At 71.4% G+C, this 20,599-nt stretch carries 16 protein-coding genes and 3 pseudogenes; 9 read left to right on the top strand and 10 right to left on the bottom strand.

What is annotated here, in order from left to right:
- Positions 1-33: 33 nt before the first annotated feature.
- The 3 genes from CTZ28_RS43410 (at position 34) to CTZ28_RS43400 (ending at position 3,987) form a co-directional block, all read left to right on the top strand.
- The gene (locus CTZ28_RS43410) at positions 34-2,508 is read left to right on the top strand and encodes an MFS transporter (RefSeq protein WP_121895272.1); all 2,475 of its coding nucleotides are present in this window, start codon (positions 34-36) and stop codon (positions 2,506-2,508) included.
- Positions 2,509-2,645: 137 nt separating this feature from the next.
- A complete protein-coding gene (locus CTZ28_RS43405) occupies positions 2,646-3,467 on the top strand; it encodes a YceI family protein (protein WP_121895271.1) in 822 nt (273 codons plus the stop codon).
- 49 nt (positions 3,468-3,516) lie between these two features.
- Positions 3,517-3,987 (top strand): PPOX class F420-dependent oxidoreductase, encoded by a 471-nt coding sequence (locus CTZ28_RS43400; protein WP_121895270.1) that lies wholly within the window; start codon positions 3,517-3,519, stop codon positions 3,985-3,987.
- A gap of 437 nt (positions 3,988-4,424) precedes the next feature.
- Here CTZ28_RS43400 and CTZ28_RS43395 read toward each other — a convergent pair whose 3' ends face one another.
- From CTZ28_RS43395 to CTZ28_RS43350, 9 genes and pseudogenes are all read right to left on the bottom strand, one after another.
- Positions 4,425-5,198, bottom strand: a complete 774-nt coding sequence (locus tag CTZ28_RS43395) for a TetR/AcrR family transcriptional regulator (protein ID WP_121895269.1) — start codon at positions 5,196-5,198, stop codon at positions 4,425-4,427.
- Positions 5,199-5,316: 118 nt separating this feature from the next.
- Positions 5,317-5,676: pseudogene (locus tag CTZ28_RS43390) on the bottom strand (MFS transporter); the annotation flags it as partial.
- Positions 5,677-5,794: 118 nt separating this feature from the next.
- On the bottom strand, positions 5,795-8,005 hold the full coding sequence (locus tag CTZ28_RS43385; RefSeq protein ID WP_121895268.1) for a mannosyltransferase YkcB-related protein: 2,211 nt from the start codon (positions 8,003-8,005) through the stop codon (positions 5,795-5,797).
- Entirely contained in the window at positions 8,002-9,777 is a 1,776-nt protein-coding gene (locus CTZ28_RS43375; RefSeq protein ID WP_259472081.1) for a bifunctional glycosyltransferase family 2/GtrA family protein, read from the bottom strand. The genes CTZ28_RS43385 and CTZ28_RS43375 overlap by 4 nt, the downstream gene beginning before the upstream one ends.
- Positions 9,778-9,790: 13 nt before the next feature.
- On the bottom strand, positions 9,791-11,404 hold the full coding sequence (locus CTZ28_RS43370; protein ID WP_121895267.1) for a sensor histidine kinase: 1,614 nt from the start codon (positions 11,402-11,404) through the stop codon (positions 9,791-9,793).
- On the bottom strand, positions 11,401-12,141 hold the full coding sequence (locus CTZ28_RS43365) for a response regulator transcription factor (protein WP_183154873.1): 741 nt from the start codon (positions 12,139-12,141) through the stop codon (positions 11,401-11,403). The genes CTZ28_RS43370 and CTZ28_RS43365 overlap by 4 nt, the downstream gene beginning before the upstream one ends.
- 129 nt (positions 12,142-12,270) lie before the next feature.
- Positions 12,271-13,179 carry an amidohydrolase family protein gene (locus CTZ28_RS43360; protein ID WP_183154872.1) on the bottom strand — a complete coding sequence of 303 codons (909 nt, stop codon included), beginning with the start codon at positions 13,177-13,179 and terminating at the stop codon, positions 12,271-12,273.
- 85 nt (positions 13,180-13,264) lie between these two features.
- Complete coding sequence (locus CTZ28_RS43355; protein WP_121895265.1) at positions 13,265-14,155, bottom strand: DUF2797 domain-containing protein; 891 nt, start codon at positions 14,153-14,155, stop codon at positions 13,265-13,267.
- Between the two features lie 48 nt (positions 14,156-14,203).
- The gene (locus CTZ28_RS43350) at positions 14,204-14,809 is read right to left on the bottom strand and encodes a YciI family protein (protein WP_121895264.1); all 606 of its coding nucleotides are present in this window, start codon (positions 14,807-14,809) and stop codon (positions 14,204-14,206) included.
- A 57-nt stretch (positions 14,810-14,866) separates the two neighbouring features.
- On the opposite strand from CTZ28_RS43350, the gene CTZ28_RS43345 reads away from it, so the two are divergent.
- The 3 genes from CTZ28_RS43345 (at position 14,867) to CTZ28_RS43330 (ending at position 17,791) form a co-directional block, all read left to right on the top strand.
- Positions 14,867-15,379 carry a hypothetical protein gene (locus CTZ28_RS43345; RefSeq protein WP_121895263.1) on the top strand — a complete coding sequence of 171 codons (513 nt, stop codon included), beginning with the start codon at positions 14,867-14,869 and terminating at the stop codon, positions 15,377-15,379.
- A gap of 346 nt (positions 15,380-15,725) precedes the next feature.
- The gene (locus CTZ28_RS43340) at positions 15,726-16,223 is read left to right on the top strand and encodes a hypothetical protein (RefSeq protein ID WP_121895262.1); all 498 of its coding nucleotides are present in this window, start codon (positions 15,726-15,728) and stop codon (positions 16,221-16,223) included.
- A gap of 1,010 nt (positions 16,224-17,233) precedes the next feature.
- Entirely contained in the window at positions 17,234-17,791 is a 558-nt protein-coding gene (locus tag CTZ28_RS43330) for a hypothetical protein (protein ID WP_147481286.1), read from the top strand.
- A 62-nt stretch (positions 17,792-17,853) separates the two neighbouring features.
- On the opposite strand, the gene CTZ28_RS46730 is transcribed toward CTZ28_RS43330, so the two are convergent.
- The gene (locus CTZ28_RS46730) at positions 17,854-18,420 is read right to left on the bottom strand and encodes an SMI1/KNR4 family protein (protein WP_147481285.1); all 567 of its coding nucleotides are present in this window, start codon (positions 18,418-18,420) and stop codon (positions 17,854-17,856) included.
- A 73-nt stretch (positions 18,421-18,493) separates the two neighbouring features.
- Here CTZ28_RS46730 and CTZ28_RS43325 point away from each other — a divergent pair.
- The 3 genes and pseudogenes from CTZ28_RS43325 to CTZ28_RS43310 form a co-directional block, all read left to right on the top strand.
- Positions 18,494-19,216: pseudogene (locus CTZ28_RS43325) on the top strand (IS701 family transposase); the annotation flags it as partial.
- 47 nt (positions 19,217-19,263) lie between these two features.
- Positions 19,264-19,515 (top strand): annotated as a pseudogene (locus CTZ28_RS43320) (hypothetical protein); the annotation flags it as partial.
- A 423-nt stretch (positions 19,516-19,938) separates the two neighbouring features.
- On the top strand, positions 19,939-20,445 hold the full coding sequence (locus CTZ28_RS43310) for a tyrosine-type recombinase/integrase (RefSeq protein WP_259472080.1): 507 nt from the start codon (positions 19,939-19,941) through the stop codon (positions 20,443-20,445).
- Positions 20,446-20,599 lie beyond the last annotated feature (154 nt).

Here is a 20,599-nt window from a genome sequence, read left to right as displayed (position 1 = left end):
GCCAAGCACGGGGGAGGCTCCGACCAGGCTCCCATGACGCACCGGCAGATCATGGAAGCGCTCTCCGGGCTGCTGCTCGGCATGTTCGTGGCGATCCTGTCGTCCACGATCGTCTCCAACGCCCTGCCGCGCATCATCGGCGACCTCGGCGGGGGCCAGTCCGCCTACACCTGGGTGGTCACGGCCGCCCTGCTGTCGATGACTGCGACCACTCCCCTGTGGGGCAAGCTCGCAGACCTGTACAGCAAGAAGGCCCTCGTCCAGATAGCCCTGGTCATCTACGTCCTGGGTTCGGTCGTCGCCGGTCTCTCGCAGAACCCCGGCATGCTGATCGCCTGCCGGGTCGTCCAGGGCATCGGCGTCGGCGGTCTGTCCGCCCTGGCGCAGATCGTCATGGCGGCGATGATCTCCCCGCGCGAGCGCGGCCGTTACTCCGGTTACCTCGGTGCCACCTTCGCCGTCGCCACCGTCGGCGGCCCGCTGCTCGGCGGTGTCATCACCGACACCTCGTGGCTGGGCTGGCGCTGGTGCTTCTACGTCGGCGTGCCCTTCGCGGTCATCGCGCTGATCGTGCTCCAGCGGACCCTGCACCTGCCCGTGGTGAAGCGGGACGTGAAGGTCGACTGGAGCGGCGCGTTCTTCATCTCCGCTGCCGTCTCGCTGCTGCTGGTCTGGGTGACCTTCGCCGGTGACAAGTACGACTGGGTGTCGTGGCAGACGTACGCGATGGTCGGCGGCTCCCTCGTGCTCGGCGCTGTGTTCGTGCTCATCGAGGCCAGGGCGAGCGAGCCGATCATCCCGCTGCGGCTGTTCCGCAACCGCACCATCACCCTCGCGTCGCTCGCCTCGCTGTTCGTCGGTATCGCGATGTTCAGCGGCACGGTCTTCTTCAGCCAGTACTTCCAGCTGGCCCGCGACAAGTCCCCGACCATGTCGGGTGTCCTGACCATCCCGATGATCGGTGGCCTGTTCGTCTCCTCCACCGTCTCCGGTCAGTTCATCACCCGCACCGGCCGCTGGAAGGCCTGGCTGGTCAGCGGCGGCGTGCTGGTGACGGCCGGGCTGGGCCTGCTGGGCACCATCCGGTACGACACCGACTACTGGAAGATGGCCGTCTTCATGGCCATGCTGGGCCTCGGCATCGGCATGATGATGCAGAACCTGGTGCTGTGCACACAGAACCAGGTGGAGCCGGGCGACCTCGGTTCGGCCAGTTCCACGGTCACCTTCTTCCGTTCCCTCGGCGGTGCGGTCGGCGTCTCGGCGCTCGGCGCGGTGATGTCCCACCGGATCACCGACTACGTCAAGGACGGCCTCGCCGGTCTGAGCCCGAAGTACGCCCAGGGGATGTCCGGCTCGGGTTCGACGGACTCCATTCCGGACATGAATGCCCTGCCGGCGCCGCTGCGCACGGTCATGGAGAGCGCCTACGGCCACGGCATCGCCGATGTGTTCCTGATCGCCGCCTGCCTGGCGGCCGTCGCCTTCCTGATCACGCTGTTCATCAAGGAGGTCCCGTTGCGTACCCAGGGCGCGCTGGCGCAGGCCGCCGAGGAGGGGGCCCCGGCCGGGACGCCGGCCGCCGCCGAGACCGCCGCCCCGGCCACCGTCGCGCCGGCCGCGGAGCGGGTGCCCGGCTGGGCCTCCCCGGTCGTCGCGAGCACCGAGGACGGGACGGGGGCCGCCGCGACGCGGCAGCTGACCGCCGTCGCCACCGTGCCCGCCCCGGAGCAGCCCTCCGCCGCCAGCGGCATCCCGGTCCGCGGCTTCGTCCGCGGCGCCGAGAGCGCACCGGTCCCGCGGGCCGCGGTCACCCTGATCTCCCTCTCCGGCCGCCAGCTGGGCCGCTCGGTCACCCAGGCCGACGGTTCCTACACGTTGGACGCGCCGGGCACGGGCTCGTACGTCCTGATCGCCGCCGCCGACGGCTTCCAGCCGCAGGCATCCACGGTCGTCGTGCACGAGGACCCGGTGTCGTACGACGTGCTGCTCAGCGGCACCAGCGGGCTGAGCGGTGTGGTCCGGGCGGCCGGCAGCGCGCTGCCGGTCAAGGACGCCATGGTGATCGTCACCGATGTGCGCGGCGATCTGCTGGCCACCGGTTCCACCGGCGAGCAGGGCCAGTTCACCTTCGGTGAGCTGGTGCCTGGCGCGGTGACGGTCGCGGTGAACGCCGCCGGGTTCCGGCCGCGGGCGCTGCCCGTCGAGATCGGCGCCTCCGGTGTCACCCGGATCGAGGTGGACCTGGAGGCGGGCGCCCGGCTCCAGGGCGTCGTCCGGGCCCCGCACGGTCCGCTGGCCGACGCCCGGGTGACCCTCGTGGACGCGGCGGGCAACGTGGTCGGCACGTCCACCACCGGACCGGACGGTGCGTACGCCTTCACCGACCTGAACTCCGGCGACTACACCGTCATCGCGACGGGCTACCCGCCGGTGGCGACGGCCCTGACGGTGCAGGGCGCCGGGGCCGACGGACAGGACATCGAACTCGCCCACCCCGGCGAGTAGTCCGGCACCCGGCCCGTGGCGGGCGCGCCCCGAGCGGCGACGCGCCCGCCACGGGCCAGACACTTCATGACCACTGTGTACGGCTTTTCGAGGTCGTCATGGATGTTCGGTCCATGGCGTCGCAGGGAGAAAACGGGATGGGACTGACCGCGAGGATCCACACCCGGGACGGATGGGCCGTGTCGCACGCGGTCGTCACGTTGACCGACATGACGGGCAGGCAGGTGCTGCGCGCCGAGGCCGACGCGGAGGGCGCCGTGCGGGACACGACGGCCCTCGCGCCCGGGGCGTACACGGTGATCGTCACGGCCGTCGGGTACGCGCCCGCCGCGGCGAGCACGATCGTCACCGCGAGCGGGCGGGCCGAGGTCGGCACGGTGACACTGGCCCGGCAGGGCGGCACCGAGCTGCCTCCGCCGGGTCCGTGGACCATCGACCCGGCGCATTCGTCGGTGGCCGCCGTCGCCCAGCACCTGGGCATCTCCAGCGTGCGCGGCCGGTTCACCGACTTCGCCGGCGCGATCGAGATCGCGCCCGACGACATCGGCAAGTCCCGTGTGGAGGCGGTGATCCGGGCCTCCTCCATCGACACCGGCAACGGCATGCGCGACACCCACCTCAGGTCCGCGGACTTCCTGGACGTCGAGCGGTGCCCGGAGATCACCTACCGGTCGACGGGGCTGTCGGTGGCCGGCCCGGACCGCTGGACGGTCCACGGCGAGCTGGCCATGCGCGGTGTCGTACGCCCGGTCGACCTGGACCTGGCCTACCTCGGCACCGGCGCCGACCCCTGGGGCGGCACCCGGGCCGCCTTCCGCGCGACGACGGAGCTGCGCCGCGAGGACTTCGCCATGAACTACAACCAGGTCGTCCAGGCGGGCATCGCGGCCATCGGCACGACCCTGAAGGTCGAGCTCGACGTCCAGGCGGTGCAGGGCGAAACGCTGCCACAGGCGTAGGAACAGCAAGGTCAGCCAGAACCGGGGCCGCTGCCCCTAGGCTGCCCGCATGGCACCGAACATCGCGACGAACACCACCGTCTCCCTCGATGAACTGCTGGACTTCGTGCGGCCCCGGCACCGGGCCGTCCTGCTCACCCGGCGGGGCGACGGCGGCCCCCAGGCATCGCCCCTGACCTGCGGGGTCGACGACTCCGGCCGGATCGTGGTCTCCACCTACCCGGAGCGCGCCAAGACCCGCAACGCCAAGCGGGACGAGCGGGTCAGCCTGATCGTGCTGAGCGACGACTGGAACGGGCCGTGGGTCCAGGTGGACGGGACGGCGGAAGTCATCGACAGCCCGGACTCGGTGGAGCCGCTGGTCGAGTACTACCGGAACATCGCCGGTGACCACCCGGACTGGGACGAGTACCGCGCGGCGATGATCAAACAGGGCAAGTCGATCATCCGCATCACCCCGACCCGCTGGGGCCCGGTAGCCACCGGCGGCTTCCCGGCCCGCCTGACAGAACAAAACTGACCCCACCGGGACAGACGCCGTCCGGCTCACGCCGAGCAGAAGTACTCGTCCCCGGCCACCCTGACCGAACAGAACCGCCCCCGGCGAGGCGCACGGCCGACGCACACTGAGGAGCGCACGACCGGGGCGGCCGTACGGCATGTTCACCCGGCCCGGCCGAAACCGGCCGACCCACACCGAGGAGCGCGCGCCGGGGCGACGGAGCGCGCGGCCGGGGGCGGCCCAGCACGCTCGCCCCCGCCCGGCCCAGCGGCCACCCGCGGCCCGCCTGCCCAAGCAAGATGCACCCGCCGCAGCCCGGGCACCACCTTGCTGCTCACGGCACAGCCGGGGTGGCCCGTGCGGCGCCGGACCCGGCGAGACCCGCGACCGGCTTGCGTCACCCCGGCGCTGACGGCGTATTCGCAGGGGCCGTGGGCCGGTTCACCGCCGGATGGCTACCGCTCGGTCGTGGGTCTGCGGACCATTTCCTCGATTCCCGCGATCAGGAGGTCCAGGGCGAAGGTGAAGTCCCGTTCCAGCATGTCCTCGACCGTTTCGCCGCTGCGCGTCTCCATGATGTCCCTGGACTCCTTCATCGCCTCGGCGGCCTGCGGGGCCGCGGTCACCGCGGTCATGGCGGTGCGGTGGTACTCGTCCGGGGTCATACCGGTCGCCGCGACCCTGGCCGCGAAGCGGCCCTCGATCGTGCCGTAGCCGTACACGAACTGGAAGACGGCCGCGATGGCGCCCATGATGCCGTGCGCGGGCAGCCCGGAGCGGCGCACGACCTGCTGCACCCGGCCCGAGAAGGCGAGCGAGTTCGGGCCGATGTTGAGATAGCGGCCGGCCAGCGGGGACAGCCAAGGGTGCCGCACCAGCAGCGAGCGGTACTCCCCGGCCAGCGCCCGCAGTTGGTCCCGCCAGTCCTCGCCCGCGTCCTCGGGTCCGGGCAGCCGCAGTTCGCCGAAGGCCGCGTCCAGGGCGAGTTCGAGCAGGTCGTCCTTGGTGTCGACGTACCAGTACACGGACATCGCGGTGACGCTCAGCTCGGCGGCCAGCCGCCGCATGGAGAACCCGGCCAGCCCCTCCGCGTCCAGCAGCCGCACGGTCACCTCGGTGATCCGCTCCCGGTCCAGGCCGGAGGGCTGCCCGCCGCCGCGCCCGCCACGGCGGGTCTTCCCCTCCAGCCAGACACTGGTACGCGCCGCCCGTCCGGCCCCCTCCGCCATCGACGCACCTTCCTGGATCTCCGACCACCTACGACAATGCGACGATGCTAGGCCCGCGAGGGCCGCGGAGAACCCCCGCGATCACCCCGCGTCCGCATCACCGCGCGCCCCCGAACCGTCAGGCGAGCGCCTTCCCCGCCCGCCGCAGCAGCGCCCCGGCCGCCGGCCCGCCGGCCAACACCTTCACCGCACCGAAGAGTTGACCCGCCGCCAGCCCCGAGGCCGGCCCGTCCGGGGCGGCCCGGGAGGTGAGAACCGCGCCGAGCACCGCGCCCCCGAGCCCGTTGCCGAACTCCGCGAGCGTCCCGTTGATCCAGGCGCCGACCCCCACCTCGGCCGGCTGGATCGCGCTCATGATGGCGTGCGCCAGCGCCGGGTTGGCGAGCGCGCAGCCGCCGCCGATCAGCGGCAGCCCGAGCAGGGTGCCGGCGTAACCGCCGAAAGCCGGCCCGGCGATGGACACCAGTCCCGCCGCCATCTGCGGGCCCGACGGAATCGGCATGTTGTACACCGTAGATCAGCTCCTTTACGGCGTACAACGGGCAACGGGGCGGGGTGGTGACCGTGGTCACCGCCCCGCCCCGCCCGGCGGATCCTCAGCTGTCGCTCGACTGCTGCGTGAGGTCGTAGAAGGTGGCCGAACCGACCGTCACCTTCTTGAAGTTGCTCTCGACCCACGAGGTGATCTGGGACGCCGTACCGCTGTCGCTGCCGCCCATGCCACCGCCCATACCGCCGCCGGCGATGAAGTAGTGGATCTTCCCGTCCGCCACGTACTGCTTGAACTGCGCCAGCGTCGGGGACGGGTCGGTGCCGTTGAAGCCGCCGATCGCCATCACCGGCTCACCGGTGGCCAGTTGGTAGCTCGCGGCGTTCTGGGAGCCGATGGACGCGGCGACCCAGGTGTACTTCCCGGCGTCCGCCTCCAGCAGCTTCTTGGCCTCGGCACCGACCGTGGCACCGTTGAGCAGACCGCCGGCGCCACCGCCGGCCGTCCCGCCGCCCTCGCCGGCACCCGGGAAGCCGTTGCCGTTCTGCTGGTTCTGACCGGGCATGCCGCCGCCCGGGAAGCCACCGGTGCCGCCGCCGGGGAGGCCGCCGTTGCCGTTCTGCTGCCCCTGGCCGCCCTGCGTACCGCCGGTGCCGTTCTGCTGGTTCTGGCCCGGCATGCCGCCGCCGAAGCCGCCGGCCGCACCGCCGCCGCCGGGACGGCCACCGCCGAAGCCCATCATGCTCGCGCCCGCCGGACCGGCCGTCGGAATGGAGCCGGTGTGCGCGGAGCCGACCGTGCTCAGGGTGTACGCGGTCGGCCCGGCCAGCGCGGCGATGAGGCCCACGGCCGCCGCCCCGAGGGCCAGCCGGCGCGGCGCCCGGCCCGCGAAGACCAGGCCGAGCGCGGCGGCCAGACCGCCGATCAGGACCAGCCAGCGCAGCCAGGGCAGATAGTCCGGGGTGCGGTTGAGCAGGACATAGCCCCAGGCGGCCGAGGCCACCACGGAGGCCGCGAGAGCGAGCGACGCCCAGGTCTCGGCCCGCCGCTCCCACAGCAGACCGGCGCCCATGCCGATCACGGCCGCGAGGTAGGGGGCGAGGGCGACCGTGTAGTACTGGTGGAAGATGCCCGCCATGTAGCTGAAGACGATCATGGTCATCAGCAGCGAGCCGCCCCACACCAGGAACGCGGCCCGGGTCGCCGAGGCGCGCCGGGCCCGCCGGGTGGCCCACAGGCCGGCCCCGAGCAGGATCAGCGCGGCCGGGATCAGCCACGAGATCTGGCCGCCGATCTCGGTGTTGAACATCCGGTCCCAGCCGGTCTCGCCCCAGCCGCCGCCGGCGCCGCCACCACCGCCGCCGACGCTGCCGGTCTCCTCACCGTTCAGCCGCCCGAGGCCGTTGTAGCCGAAGGTCAGCTCGAGGAAGGAGTTGTTCTGCGAGCCGCCGATGTACGGGCGGGACGAGGCGGGCCACAGCTCCACGATCGCCACCCACCAGCCGCCCGCGACGACCATCGCCGCCGTGGCGAGGGCCAGTTGGACGAACCTCCTGCGCAGCCGCACCGGCGCGCAGACCGCGTACACGACCGCCAGTGGCGGCAGGATCACAAAGGCCTGCAGCGTCTTGGCGAGGAAGGCGAAGCCGACCGCGACGCCCGCCCACACCAGCCACCGGGTCCGCCCGTCCTCCACGGCACGCATCACGAAGTAGCAGGCCAGCGCCATCAGCAGGGCCAGCATCGCGTCCGGGTTGTTGAACCGGAACATCAGCGCCGCGACCGGGGTGAGCGCGAGCACCGCGCCCGCGATCAGACCGGCCACCGGGCTGAACCGGCGCCGCACCGCGGCGTAGACGACGGCGACGGTGCCGACGCCCATCAGCACCTCGGGGGCGAGGATCGCCCACGAGTTCAGGCCGAATATCCGCACCGACAGCTCCATCGGCCACAGGAAGGCCGAGGGCTTGTCGACGGTGATGGCGTTGCCCGCGTCCAACGAGCCGAAGAAGAACGCCTTCCAGGACGTGCTGCCCGCCTGAACGGCCGCCGAGTAGAAGGAGTTGGCGTAGCCGGAGGCGCTCAGGTTGTACAGGTACAGCAGCGCGGTGGCGAGCAGCAGGCCGAGGAAGGCCGGGCGCGCCCAGCGGGGGTCCTGCGGACGTCCGCGCCACAGTCTGCGGGCGAAGGGAGGCTTGGGCTCGCCCGGCTCGGGGGCGGGGGCCGTGGCCGGGTCCCGCGGCGGGGGAGCGGTGTGCGGCGGGCCCCAGGGGCCGGGTTCGGTCCGGTCGGTCGGCTGATCGTAGTGGGTGGTCATCGGGGGTCCCCCGGGTCGGTGTCGTGAGGGCGTACCGGCTGCAGTCGCACGGTGGCGTCCCTCCAGGTGCCGTCCACGGCCTCGTCGGCGTGGAACTGGGTGGTCGGGTGCTGCGGATGCTGCGGGTGCTGCGAGTGCTGCGGGTGCTGCGGGTGCGGCGGGTGCGGCGGGTGCGGCGGGTGCGGCGCGGGGCGCCGCGGCAGCGGGGCGCTCGGCCGGGGCGGCTGGGGTCCCGGATCGAGGCGGCCGGCGGAGCCCGGGTGCGAGCCGGGAGAACCCGGACGGACCGGGTACGCGGAAGGCTGGTGCGGGGCCGCGGAGCCCGAGTGCGCCGGATACCCGGAGGGCTGGTGCGGGCCGGGAGAGTCCGGGTGGACCGGGTACGCGGAAGGCTGGTGCGGGGCCACGGAGCCCAGGTGGGCCGGATACCCGGAGGGCTCGTACGAACCGGGAGAGCCCAGGTGGGCCGGGTGGTGGGCCGCCACGACCGTCGATCCGCGGGCGGACTCATGGCCGGACTCGGAGCCGCTCTCCCGCCGGTCCGGGAACACCCACGCGCGGAAGAGCAGGAAACGCAGCACCGTCGCCGCGAGGTTGGCGGCGATCAGCACCGCCAGCTCGGTGGAGTGCGCGGGGCTGCTGGTGGCCGCGTCCAGGGCGGCGAGCGAGCCGCTGGTCAGGGCGAGTCCGATACCGAAGACGACCAGGCCCTGCGCCTGGTGCCGGACGGCGCCGCCGCGACCGCGCACCCCGAAGGTCAGCCGCCGGTTGGCCGCCGTATTGGCGACGGCCGAGACCAGCAGGGCGAGCGCGTTGGCCACCTGGGAGCCGGCGAACTGCCGGAAGACGCTGTAGAGGAGCAGGTAGAAGAGGGTCGACAGGCCGCCGACCACGCAGAACCCGACGAGCTGGCGGGCCAGCCCCTTCGGCACGTCCTGGATCTCCCGGTCGCGGGGGTCGTCGCCGAACGGCCGGGTGAGCCGGTCCAGCGACAGCGAACCGGTGGCCAGTGCCCTGCCCACCCGCCACACCCCCTTGAGGTCGTCGGTCGCCGTCCGCACGATGTGCACCGTCGAGTCCGGGTCGTCGACCCAGTCGACCGGCACCTCGTGGATGCGCAGCCCGGCCCGCTCGGCGAGCACCAGCATCTCGGTGTCGAAGAACCAGCCGGTGTCCTCCACCAGCGGCAGCAGCACCTGGGCGACATCACGCCGGATCGCCTTGAAGCCGCACTGCGCGTCCGAGAAGCGGGCCTGCAGCGAGCCGCGCAGGATCAGGTTGTACGAGCGGCTGATGAACTCCCGCTTGGCGCCGCGCACCACCCGCGACGAGTGGCTGAGCCGGGAGCCGATCGCGAGGTCGGAGTGGCCCGAGATCAGCGGGGCCACCAGCGGCAGCAGCGCGTTGAGGTCGGTGGACAGGTCGACGTCCATGTACGCGAGGACCGGGGCGTCCGAGGCGGACCACACGGCCCGCAGGGCGCGCCCGCGGCCCTTCTGCTCAAGCCGGAAGTCGACGACCCCGGGGAGCCGCGCCGCAAGACCGGCCGCCACCTGCGGGGTGCTGTCCGTGGACGCGTTGTCCGCGATCGTGATGCGGAACGCGTACGGGAAGGTCCGCGTGAGGTGCTCATGAAGTCTGAGCACACAGGGCCCCAGGTCCTTCTCCTCGTTGTAGACGGGGATCACTACGTCCAGGACAGGCGTACCGGCGTCGCCGGCCGGGAGGTGCTCCCGCGCCGGCAGGGTGCCGGGAGAAGAGTCGGTTCGCATGCTCCGACTGTTGTCAGGCGCCCTGTTCCGCCCATGTGGTGGCACTGTGCTGCGCCTGTGAGTGCGAAGGCCCCTTCGTTTCGGGAGCCGGCACGGGCAGCGCGGGGTGGAGCGCGGGCAGGTGGACGGTGAACACCGTGCGCCCGGGAACGCTGTCCACGGTGACGGCACCGCCGTGCGCGGTCGCTACGGCCTGCACGATGGCCAGGCCCAGACCGGTCGACCCGGTGGATCTCGACCGCGCGGAGTCGCCCCGCGCGAACCGTTCGAACACGTGCGGCAGCAAAGGGGCCGGGATGCCCTGGCCGTTGTCCTCGACATCGATGCACAGCCACGATCCGCGCCGCCGCACGCGGGCCGTGACCGTGGTGCCGGGCGGGGTGTGGTTGCGGGCGTTGCCCAGCAGATTGACCAGGACCTGTTGCAGCCGGGCCGCGTCCGCGGACACGAGGGCCGGTTCGTCGGGCAGATCGAGCCGCCAGGTGTGGTCCATACCGGCCGCGCGGGCGTCGCTGACGGTGTCCACGACGAGCGGGACGAGATCGGTCTGTTCGAACTGCAGGGGCCGGCCCGCGTCGAGCCGGGCGAGCAGCAGCAGATCCTCGACGAGCAGCGTCATCCGGCCCGCCTCGGACTCGATGCGGCCGAGCGCGTGCCGGGTGTCGGGGCCGACCAGTTCCCGGCCACGCCGGGTCAGTTCGGCGTAGCCGCGGATGGAGGCGAGCGGCGTGCGCAGCTCGTGGCTGGCGTCCGCGACGAACTGCCGTACCCGCATCTCGCTCTGCTGGCGGGCGTGCAGGGCGCCGTGCACATGGTCGAGCATCCGGTTGAGCGCGACGCCGACCCGGCCGACCTCGGTGTGCGGGTCGCACTCGGACTCCGGTACGCGCTCGCTGAGGTTCACCTCGCCGGTGTGCAGGGGCAGTTCGGAGACCCGGGTGGCGGTGGCGGCGACCTTGCGCAGCGGGCGGGTGGCGACGCCGACCAGGACGTAGCCGGCGATTCCGGCGGCGACCAGACCGGCGGCGGTGACGCTGACCTCGACGAGGATCAGGGTGTTGATGTTGTCGTCGGTGTCCTTGGTCGGTATGGCGACGTAGTAGCTGCCGTTGGGGCCGGTCACGTACTGCGCGCGGTAGCTGCCGAGGCCGGGGATGTCCACGGTGTGCTTGCCGCTGTCCCGGGAGACGGCGCCGAGGGCCGCGAGCTGGGCCTCGGTCAGCGCCTGCGCGCTCATGTCGAGGGTGTGGTCGGACTTGTGCCCGGCCTTGCCCTCGGTGACGACGCCGTTCTCCACCTCGGCCGCGATCGTGTACTGCGGCTGCGGGCCCCGGGTGACGAAATCGGTCAGGTCGACCGCCTTGCCCTGCTGGTCGTTCTGCAGGTCGGGGCCGCCCTTGCCCTGCCCCGGCGGGGCGAACATGCCGGAGGCGCGCGCCCCGACCTCGGTGAGCTGGCCGTCGAGCTGCTGGTAGAGGTGCGAGCGCAGCGCCAGGGTGGTCACGGTGCCGATCACCGCGCAGACCACGGCGATCAGCACCACGGATGCGACGACGAGCCGCGTCCGCAGGGTGCGCGGCTGTCCTGCTCGTCGCTGCTGCGTACGCGGCCGTCGGCGGCCGCTCATGACACGGCGGACTTGATCAGGTAACCGGCGCCGCGCCGGGTGTGGATCATCGGCTCGCGCCCGGCGTCGATCTTCCGGCGCAGGTACGAGATGTACAGCTCGACCACGTTGGCCTGGCCGCCGAAGTCGTAGGACCACACCCGGTCCAGTATCTGAGCCTTGCTCAGCACGCGGCGCGGATTGCGCATGAGGAAGCGCAGCAGCTCGAACTCGGTGGCGGTGAGGTGGATGTTCTCACCGGCCCGGAAGACCTCGTGGCTGTCCTCGTCGAGGGTGAGGTCACCGACGACCAGCACGGAGTCGGAGCGCCGGTCGGCGGCGCCGGACCGCCGGATCAGGCCGCGCAGCCGGGCGACGACCTCCTCCAGGCTGAACGGCTTGGTGACATAGTCGTCGCCGCCCGCGGTGAGCCCTGCGATCCGGTCCTCCACCGCGTCCTTCGCGGTCAGGAACAGCACCGGTACGTCCGGCAGTTCGCGGCGCAGCCGGCCCAACACGGTCAGCCCGTCCATGTCGGGCAGCATCATGTCAAGGACGACGGCGTCGGGCCGGAACTCACGGGCGGTCTGGACGGCACCCTGCCCGTCACCCGCACTGCGGATCTGCCAGCCCTCGTATCGCAGAGCCATGCTCAGCAGTTCGGTGATCGACAGCTCGTCGTCCACCACAAGCACTCGGACGGGGCTCCCGTCCGGCCTCAGCAGTTCGGTGCGCCCCTGGGGCGAGGTCGTGGTCATGGTGGCCACCCTTACGGGACCCTCTGAGAGCGCCCTTTCAGATATCTGTGATTTCCCTGAGAAACCCACAGGCGCCACTCAGGGAACTCCTGGGAAGCTCCTGACCTGCACCGATGCCACCGATTCGGCTCAGATTCGAAACAGCCGCGCCGCGTTGTCGTGGCACACCGCCCGCAGCCACGCGTCGCCGAGTCCGAGCCGCTCCAGCGCGTGCAGCTGATGGACGTACGGATAGGGAATGTTGGGGAAGTCGGAGCCGAGCAGGACGCGGTCGCCGAGGTCGGCCAGGCGGGTCAGGGCGCGCCGCGGGAAGGGCGCGTAGCCCTCGCTGAAGTCCGTGAACGCCATCGTCGTGTCGAGCCGTACCTCCGGGTACCGCTCGGCCAGCGCGAGGAAGTCCTCGTACTCGGGCATGCCGAGGTGCGCGACGACCAGCCGCAGCCGCGGATGCCGGGCCAGCACCCGCCCGATCGGCTCGGGTCCGGTGTGCTTGCCGGGCGCGGGCCCGGAACCGCAGTGGATCACCACCGGGACGCCGGCCTCGGCGAGCAGCCCCCAGACCGGATCGAGGAGTCCGTCGGCCGGGTCGTACGCGCCCACCTGCACATGCGCCTTGAAGACCCGGGCGCCCTCGTCGAGCGCCTGCCGGACGTAGTCCGGGGCGTCCTCCTCGGGGAAGAGGGTCGCGGTGTGCAGACAGTCCGGTGTACGGCCGGCGAACCCGGCGGCCCAGCCGTTGAGCCAGCGGGCCATGCCGGGCTTGTGCGGATACAGCATCGCCGTGAAGGCCCGTACGCCGAACTCGCGCAGCAGCGCGGCCCGTTCCCCCTCCTCGGCGCGGTAGGTGATCGGCCATTCGAGGCCGCCGGTGAGCGGGCCGAGCCCGTCGAAGTACGCCCAGACCTTGTGCAGGACCCGCTCGGGCATGAAGTGCGTGTGCACGTCCACGAGCCCCGGCAGCCCGAGCCGCTCCCAGAACCCCCTGACCTCGGCGGCCTCGGCGGTCTCCGCGCCGGGCACCGCCTCCGTACCCGTCACGCGTGCGCTCCCCCGGGACGATCGCTCATGTCCCCCACGATCGCCGACGGGACGCGGGCTGTCCACGCCCGGCCGCCGGAACGGCTCAGAAGAGCTCGTCCTGAACCCCCTTCTCCTCCTTGAACTTCCGCACGGGCACGGTCACCCCACCGTGCCCGCCGGCCCCGGGCAGGGCCGGAACGAGCTCCCATCCGGTCATCAGCCGGGTGTCCAGGACGACCGTCCCGCGCTCGGTGGCGAGGTGCAGATCGGGCCCCGCCACGGCGACCAGCGCACCGCTCACGCCCCCGCCCGGGACCAGCTCGGTCACCTCGCCGTACGCGGCCGTCAGGCCCGCCGTCAGCCCGAACACCTCGGCGTGGTCGACGGGCCGGTACGGCTCCCTGACCAGCGCCTCGGGCCAGGCGTCGAGCGCCACGGCGCGCGCGTGCAGCGCCTCGATCTCGACCGCGCGGTCAGCCGGCGTGCCGGGCAGCGCCGACCGCACCGCCCGCTTCTCGCCGTACGGGATCCGGTCGGGCACCCGCAGCGCGGCCCGCAGCAGCTCTTCGGCGCACCGCGCGGCCATCAGCGGGCCGCGGGCGAGCCAGCTGAAGCAGACGGCGCCCTGTTCGAGGAGGCGTGCCGAGCCCCGTTCTTCGGCGGTGATCCCGACCTTGACCAGGCCGGGCCCGAACCAGGCCAGATACACGTGGTACGGCCGGGGGTCGTCCGCAACGGTGTCGGCGGCCACGGAGTGCGCCCGGTCCAGCCGCGCGCACTCCTCGCACCGCGCGCCCGTGCTCCGCCCCGACACGGCCGCCCGCACCGGGCAGAGATGCCCCCGCGCTCCCACACATGTCCGCACACCCCCGTCCAGGACCCCGAAGGCCACCCGTTTCCCCCGAGGCAGCGCGCTGCTGCGCCCCCGGTCCCACACCAGCACGGGGCCGTCCTCGGCCCACCGCAGCCCCGCGCATCTCCATGCCTGTGCCATCACCTCCGAGACTAGGCCCACCCACTGACAACGCCCTTCGCGCCAAGGTCACCGGGCGGTCTCCGACGGGCCGGTTTGCGCCGGGCTGGTCCCTGACGGGGCGGTCGCCGACGGGCCGGGTTCCGCTGGGCCGGTCCCGACGTGCTGGCCTCCGACGGGCCGGTCCCCGACGGGCCGACGGGCCGTGGATCGCCGCCCGGTGGGCCGACGCCCCTGGGGCCGGTCTGCGCCGGTGCCGCCGTGCGCCGTCCGTGCCCGCGCCCGCGCCTCGCCGGCCGGCCGGACACGCATCCGGGGTGTCCGTCCCACGGCCCGGGTGGCTTGCCCCGGCCGGCAAGGTGCGGCAGCCAGGTGACGAGGGGCGCCACGGAGCAGGTTGCGCCGGCGGCGCAGCAGCACGTCACGGTGGACGCCGGCCTGGTAGTTGGGCTCGCCGAAGGCGAACGCCCGGGCGGCGGCGGGATCCGGCAGGTCGACGATGTGCACGCTGCCAGTGGGGGTGGGGGTGCCGCCGTCGGCCGCGAAGGTCGGGCCGCGGGCGATCAGCTCGTCGGCGTACCGGTCCATGGGGGGCCGGGACCGGTGCTCCGCCACGAGTTCCGTACGGAACGCCGTGGAGCCCGACCGGTCACGGTGGTGGCGGAAGAATTCCATGCCCCGTCTCGGCCGCCGCGCGCCGCACGAGCGGGCCGGTGCGGTTAGGGTCGCCCCATGGGTGCCGCCATAGCCGCCATGGTCGCTGCCGTCGTCGGGGTCCTCGGCACGCTGTTCGCGCCGCTGGTCACGACCTGGGCGGCCAGGCACCAGCGGGCGGAGGAGCGCGAGACCGAGGAGAGAAGGCGGCACTTCGAGGAGCGGCGCGCCGCCTACACGGCGATGAACCGGGCCTCCCGCCACTTCCACACCATGCTGAAGGACGCCCTGCACCGGCTGCGGGACGGGGTCTACACCGACGACGACCGCGCCCAGGTCGAGGAGGCCCGGCGGGACTACCGCGACCGCTACGCCGAGGCCCAGATGATCGTCCCCCAGGCGGTGCTGAACGCGTCCCGCGAGGTGAACGTCGTCCTGGCCACGGCCGACGCCACCGCCAAGCGCATCGATCGCGGCCTGACGCGCGACAGGGAGAGCGCCGAACAGGCCCTCATGGACCTGAAGTCCGCCGAACCCCGGCTCACCACCATGCGCCGCATCATGCGCGAGGACCTGGGCCTGCCCGACTGACCCGGGCGCCACGCTCGCCGTGGCCAGGAGCCCTGCCCTGGCCCGGGTTTCCGAAACGGCCGGTCAGCGGACCAACAGGCCGATCAGGCCGGTCAGATCCTCGTCGCCACCGCCCGCGAACGGAGGAGACGACGCGCCAGAGCCCCACCGCCGTCCGCAGCCGATGATGAGGCCACCCCCGTGCCCCCGACCTCGAACCGTCTCTCCCAAGGGCGGCGTCACGGTCCTGTACGGAGCACCGCCAGGGCAACGGCCACAGAACAGTCACCTCTTTCACACCCCGGCCACATGCCATGGCACCCGGGCACTACGGTCTCTCCACCCGAATCACATTGGGGGGGACGAGATGGCCAATCCGTACACCACGCCCGTGCCACCGACGCCACGCCAGCCCGATACCCGCCCGCTTCGTAAGCGAAAGCGCGTATGGCTCGGTGGCTCGGGCCTGTTCATCGCGGGCGCGCTCATTGTCGGCGCGGGGAACAGTGAACAGGAGCCTGTCGAGGCCAGAGTCAAACCCGCGACGACCATAACCGCGACCGTGACGGCCACGCCCAAGCCCGGCCCGACTGTCACCGAAACAGTCAAGGCCAAGGCTGAGCCCGGCCCCACGGTCACCGTCACCAAGACCGCCACCGCCACCGCCAAGGCAGCCGACACAAATGGCGACAGCGGAAGCCAGGACAGCACCGGCACGTGCTCGATCGTCTCCAACTCGGGAAACTGTTACTCAGCGGGGCAGTTCTGCCGAAACAGAGACCACGGTGCCATTACCACCACCGCGGGCGGTGCGAGAATCAAGTGCACGTACAGCTCGAACGCATGGCGCTGGACCTACGCCTGACAAGACACAGGCAAGCTTACTGACCTGCTCGCCTTTCGCGAGACCGTACGCAAGGCTCACCAGGAGACAGCGGCCCGCGCTCTCCTCGTCCGGGAGAGCTATGTACAGCTCCCGGATCTCGGTCGCATCGCTTCCGCGCGGCAGACCGGCCAGCTCACGCGGCGCAGGGGAGTCACGGCGGCAGGCGATGGCGCAGGAGGGGTCGCCATCGGTCACCGTCGGCCGCTGTCGAGCGGCCTCGGCCTGCCGAGAGACGGCGCGTGAGCGAAGTACGTCCGGTGCCCTTCGGTCGGCGGTGCCCCTCCCCGATGACGTTCGTACCAACCGGGCCCGGTCTCCGCCCAGGCCGTGAGCGCTTCGAGGAATCGCGCCGAGGTCGCGTGCTCGCGCCCCTGCCCACGCTGAGTGCTCTGCCTCGGGCTCCGCCGAGGTGAGGCCGGTGAGCTGTACGTCGATCAGCAGAGCCGACGCGCGGGCCGTCAGATCCTCCAGCGGGAGACCATGACGGAGGATTCGGACCGCTTCCTTCCCCTCCCGGAGTCCATCGCACCCCTTGAACTGGGGTGTTGCGACGACCACTAGAACAGAAGGATCACCAGGGCCCTCTCATCTGTGTGCACTCGGCAGGATTCGAACCTGCAACCTTCTGATCCGTAGCTATGGCCGGATCGGTCAGAGACCCCGGTGCCCTTGAGGTGTCAGGGACGGCCAGGCACCACCGAAGGGTTTTGACGCCTGGGGGCTTCTGGCCTTAGATCTTCGCTTGTCGAACACCTGGGCGCCTCACCGCCGGAGGCTCAAAACATCCTGCCCACCTTCGCCTTGCCTCTTGCTGGAGGCGACGTTCAGAGAACCGAGCACTCTTCATGCCCCTTCGCCGTACCGCTGCCGTTGCTGCCCTTTCGATCGCTCTGCTCCTTGCTGCCTGCAGGAGCTCCGAGCACAGCGGCCCGGCAGACGGGCCCGCGGCCAGGCCCTCCCTGTCCAACGCCACCCTTGAGAAGCTCACCATGGTGGGGACCGTCGCCGGCCTCCGGGTGACCGAGCCGGCAGAGGACCTGCTTCCGGAGGGGTCGTACCAGGCCGACAAGGACGAGTGCCTACCCATTGCGCAGCTGGCCTTCACCAATACGCCGCGCCCCGCGACCGCCCGGGCCGTCCGCGAATTCTCGGGCCCTGGCGAGCTGAACTCCATCGTCGGGGAACTGTGGGTGACTGTCCATCAGGGGGATGATGCCCGCTCGGCGCTCGACGATGTCCGCAAGGCGCTCACAGAGTGCTCGGGCAGCTTCAAGGTTCCCGGCGCACCCATGATCTACCGCGACCTCGAACCGGCCCAGGCCCCGGATCTCGGGGACGAATCCGTCGGCTTCCGGTTCACCACCAGCGCCTTCAACGTAAGCACTCCCGCGACCTACGCCGTCGTCCGCACCGACCACATCCTCACCACGATGATGGTGATCACAGACACGATTCCGCGGCCCCTGCTGGAGGCGCAGCTGGCAAAGCTCCCCGACTGGGGAGGGCACACAAAGGGCGCACAACGCATCGCTTCGGCTGACCTGTAAGGCGCGCAAGGATGCCTGGCAGAGTGGCCACCGGAATGCAGTCGCACGGCAGTGCCGTGGTTTCAGCAATCTGTGCAGTACGGGCCAGCGGGCGCCTTCGGAAAGTCCGAGCGTCCGTCCAGCCACCCGCAGAGCCGTTCGGCCAATGTGAGGTCTTCGGGGAACAGAGCGTGTCCGTGTTCAGGGCATCGTGCGTTGGGATCCCAACCCCACATGCGGCCTTCTGGGGTGCTGTAGTCGACGAGTGACCAGATCGCACAGCCCCACGTCAGGAGCGGTACAACAGACGGCGGGTGGTTGGGGGTTCCTCGCCAGCCCAAGTACTCCTCCAGCAGCCGACAGCTGTTGCTGAAGCTGTAGGACGTGTCGGTAAGGGACAAAGCCTCACCCCAGCGGCCGAACCCACCGTCGGCGACTTCGAGATAGATCCGCTTGAGGAGCGGCGGCATCGGATGCCCCACTGCGGTCTCAAGCTCGGCCACGGCCTCGGGCGACGCAGGTGGCGGTAGCTCGCCAGCCGCATCCTGCTCTCGGATCCTGTGGATGATCTCGTCGTCGGTCATGCCGACATTCGTAGCAGCCGCCACCGACAGCTTGCCCAGGCTGCCCGCGCAACTGACTGCGGCCACCGTTGATCATCGTGAGTTGTGTGGACTGACGATGATCAACGGTGGCCGCAGGTCACTGCATAGATCCCGCGCGTTGGCGGTAGGCGTTCGAGGGCCTGCTGGGGCGGACGCAGGCCGGTTCAAGCGGCTTGAGCCCCGGCGCCGGGCCGGGCGGCTGGTGCTGGGTCTGTTGTCGGACCTGCCGCGGAAGAACTGCTGGACGATCGCGGAGTGGGCCGGGGAGGCCGGCCCGCACGCCATGCAGCATCTGCTGTGCCGGGCCGTCTGGGATGCCGAGGCCGTCCGCGACGACGTGCGTGAGTACGTCGTCGAGCACCTCCGCGATGAGGCCGCGGTGCTGGTCGTCGACGAGACCGGGGACGTGAAGAAGGGCGCGCACACCGTCGGTGTCCGGCGCCAGTACACCGGCACCGCGGGGCGGATCGAGAACGCCCAGGTCGCGGTCTACCTCGTCTACGTCGGCGAGCGGGAGCATGCGGCGGTGGACCGGGAGCTGTACTTTCCTCGCTCCTGGACGTGCGACGCGGACCGCTGCCGGGCGGCGGGGCTCGGCGAGGACACCGTCTTTGCGACCAAGCCGGAACTGGCCCGGGCGATGATCGAACGGTTCCTGGCCGCCGGGCACCGTATCGGCTGGGTCACTGGGGACGAGGTCTACGGCGGCAACCCGAAACTGCGGACGGCGCTGGAGGAACGCGGCATCGGCTACGTTCTCGCGGTGGCCTGCACGTCCGAGGTGACCACCGGCGCGGGCTTCCGCGCCGATGCCCTGATGAAGAAGGTGCCGAAGCGGGCCTGACAGAAGCTCTCGGCCGGACGCGGCTCGAAGGGGCAGCGGTTCTACGAACCGTCTCCCGCGCTGCGATGAACGTCGCCCTCGGGGGCGTCGGGTTCCTCGCCGTGTGCGGCGTACTGCTCCTGCTCGCCTCGTTCATCGCCGCCCTCACGGCCCTGATCACCCAGCTCATCGTCCTCGCCGCCGCGATCTTCGGCGGCTGGATCGCTGTGCAGGTCTTCAGCGCGAGCGGCCACAAGGGCGGGACCACGGTCAACATTCGCAAGGCCGTCTTCAAGCGCAACCACTTCCACGGCTAGTAGCGGCCCCGGCGATACATGCGATACAGACGCACAGCCATCAGCGGAGCGCCCACGACGACGATGACGATCGTGGCCCACGTCGGCAGTGCGGGACCGGGGACATTCGCAGCGGACAGGGGGTTCACGGCCACCACACCTCACAGAACGGCGAGCTGGGCGAGCCACTGTATTCGAACGGCTCGCCGCACGCCGTGGTCACGCCCTCCCTGCCCAACCGGACAGCACCAGCCACGCCAAGGGCGGCCCCCCTCTCGCCAAAGACTTGGGGTCGCCCTTGCCAGCCAGAACCCGTCAAGGAACTGGAGACCTCCAGCATGACCCACCCGACCAGCAACGGGCGAGCAGTCGACACCGCCCGACCGGCCATCAACTTCCGGACCGAGACCCGGCCCGACGGCAGCACCGAGCGTCCGCCGGAACGTGCAGCGCATCCGGCGCGAGCTGATCTTCGGCAGTCCCAAGACCATGCGCTCCATCCGTACGGTGTCGCTACCGAAGCACTGCATTCGGGCACTCGAACAGCACCGAGCCCAGCAGGAGCAGGAACGCAAGGTCACGGGGAAGAAGTGGCAGCCCACACCGGGTCAGCCGGAGGGGCTGATCTTCACCACGACGACCGGCCGCGTCACGGACCCCCGCGGCCTGAACCGGATGCTCACCATCCTGTGCCGGGACGCCGGCGTACGACGGGTGCGGGTGCACGACCTCCGACACACGTGCGCGTCGCTCCTGCTCGCACAGGGCGTGGACGCTCGCACGATCATGGAAACGCTCGGGCACAGCACGATCACGATGACGCTGGACACTTACGCGCACGTGATGAGCGCAACGCTCAAGGCCGCCGCCGATCGGATGGACGACGCGCTTGGACTGGACGAGCCGACGGAGGAATCAGACGGCGGGCAGGAGCCACACGCCGAGGAGTGATCGGCACTTCGGGCCGCGTTGATGTCAGCCGTTGACCTGTGTGCACTCGGCAGGATTCGAACCTGCAACCTTCTGATCCGTAGGATCGGGCAGCTTGCCGTGAGGGGAGCCAACGGCCTCCCACTCCGATTGCGCAAGCCAGCGATCATGTGCG

Origin of the sequence: Streptomyces shenzhenensis, from assembly GCF_003688995.1 — a bacterium.
Classification (GTDB): domain Bacteria; phylum Actinomycetota; class Actinomycetes; order Streptomycetales; family Streptomycetaceae; genus Streptomyces; species Streptomyces shenzhenensis_A.
Note: the sequence above shows the minus strand (reverse complement) of the source record. Positions and strands in the feature narration are given on the sequence as shown.

What these genes read in the sequence shown, in the direction of transcription:
- CTZ28_RS43395 (WP_121895269.1), bottom strand. Translation starts at nt 5,198, where the DNA reads ATGGCGGAGGGGGCCGGACGGGCGGCGCGTACCAGTGTCTGGCTGGAG.
- CTZ28_RS43345 (WP_121895263.1), top strand. Translation starts at nt 14,867, where the DNA reads ATGGGTGCCGCCATAGCCGCCATGGTCGCTGCCGTCGTCGGGGTCCTC.
- CTZ28_RS43370 (WP_121895267.1), bottom strand. Translation starts at nt 11,404, where the DNA reads ATGAGCGGCCGCCGACGGCCGCGTACGCAGCAGCGACGAGCAGGACAG.
- CTZ28_RS43355 (WP_121895265.1), bottom strand. Translation starts at nt 14,155, where the DNA reads ATGGCACAGGCATGGAGATGCGCGGGGCTGCGGTGGGCCGAGGACGGC.
- CTZ28_RS43350 (WP_121895264.1), bottom strand. Translation starts at nt 14,809, where the DNA reads ATGGAATTCTTCCGCCACCACCGTGACCGGTCGGGCTCCACGGCGTTC.
- CTZ28_RS43375 (WP_259472081.1), bottom strand. Translation starts at nt 9,777, where the DNA reads ATGCGAACCGACTCTTCTCCCGGCACCCTGCCGGCGCGGGAGCACCTC.
- CTZ28_RS43365 (WP_183154873.1), bottom strand. Translation starts at nt 12,141, where the DNA reads ATGACCACGACCTCGCCCCAGGGGCGCACCGAACTGCTGAGGCCGGAC.
- CTZ28_RS43330 (WP_147481286.1), top strand. Translation starts at nt 17,234, where the DNA reads ATGGTGGGGACCGTCGCCGGCCTCCGGGTGACCGAGCCGGCAGAGGAC.
- CTZ28_RS43410 (WP_121895272.1), top strand. Translation starts at nt 34, where the DNA reads ATGACGCACCGGCAGATCATGGAAGCGCTCTCCGGGCTGCTGCTCGGC.
- CTZ28_RS43385 (WP_121895268.1), bottom strand. Translation starts at nt 8,005, where the DNA reads ATGACCACCCACTACGATCAGCCGACCGACCGGACCGAACCCGGCCCC.
- CTZ28_RS43340 (WP_121895262.1), top strand. Translation starts at nt 15,726, where the DNA reads ATGGCCAATCCGTACACCACGCCCGTGCCACCGACGCCACGCCAGCCC.
- CTZ28_RS43405 (WP_121895271.1), top strand. Translation starts at nt 2,646, where the DNA reads ATGGGACTGACCGCGAGGATCCACACCCGGGACGGATGGGCCGTGTCG.
- CTZ28_RS43400 (WP_121895270.1), top strand. Translation starts at nt 3,517, where the DNA reads ATGGCACCGAACATCGCGACGAACACCACCGTCTCCCTCGATGAACTG.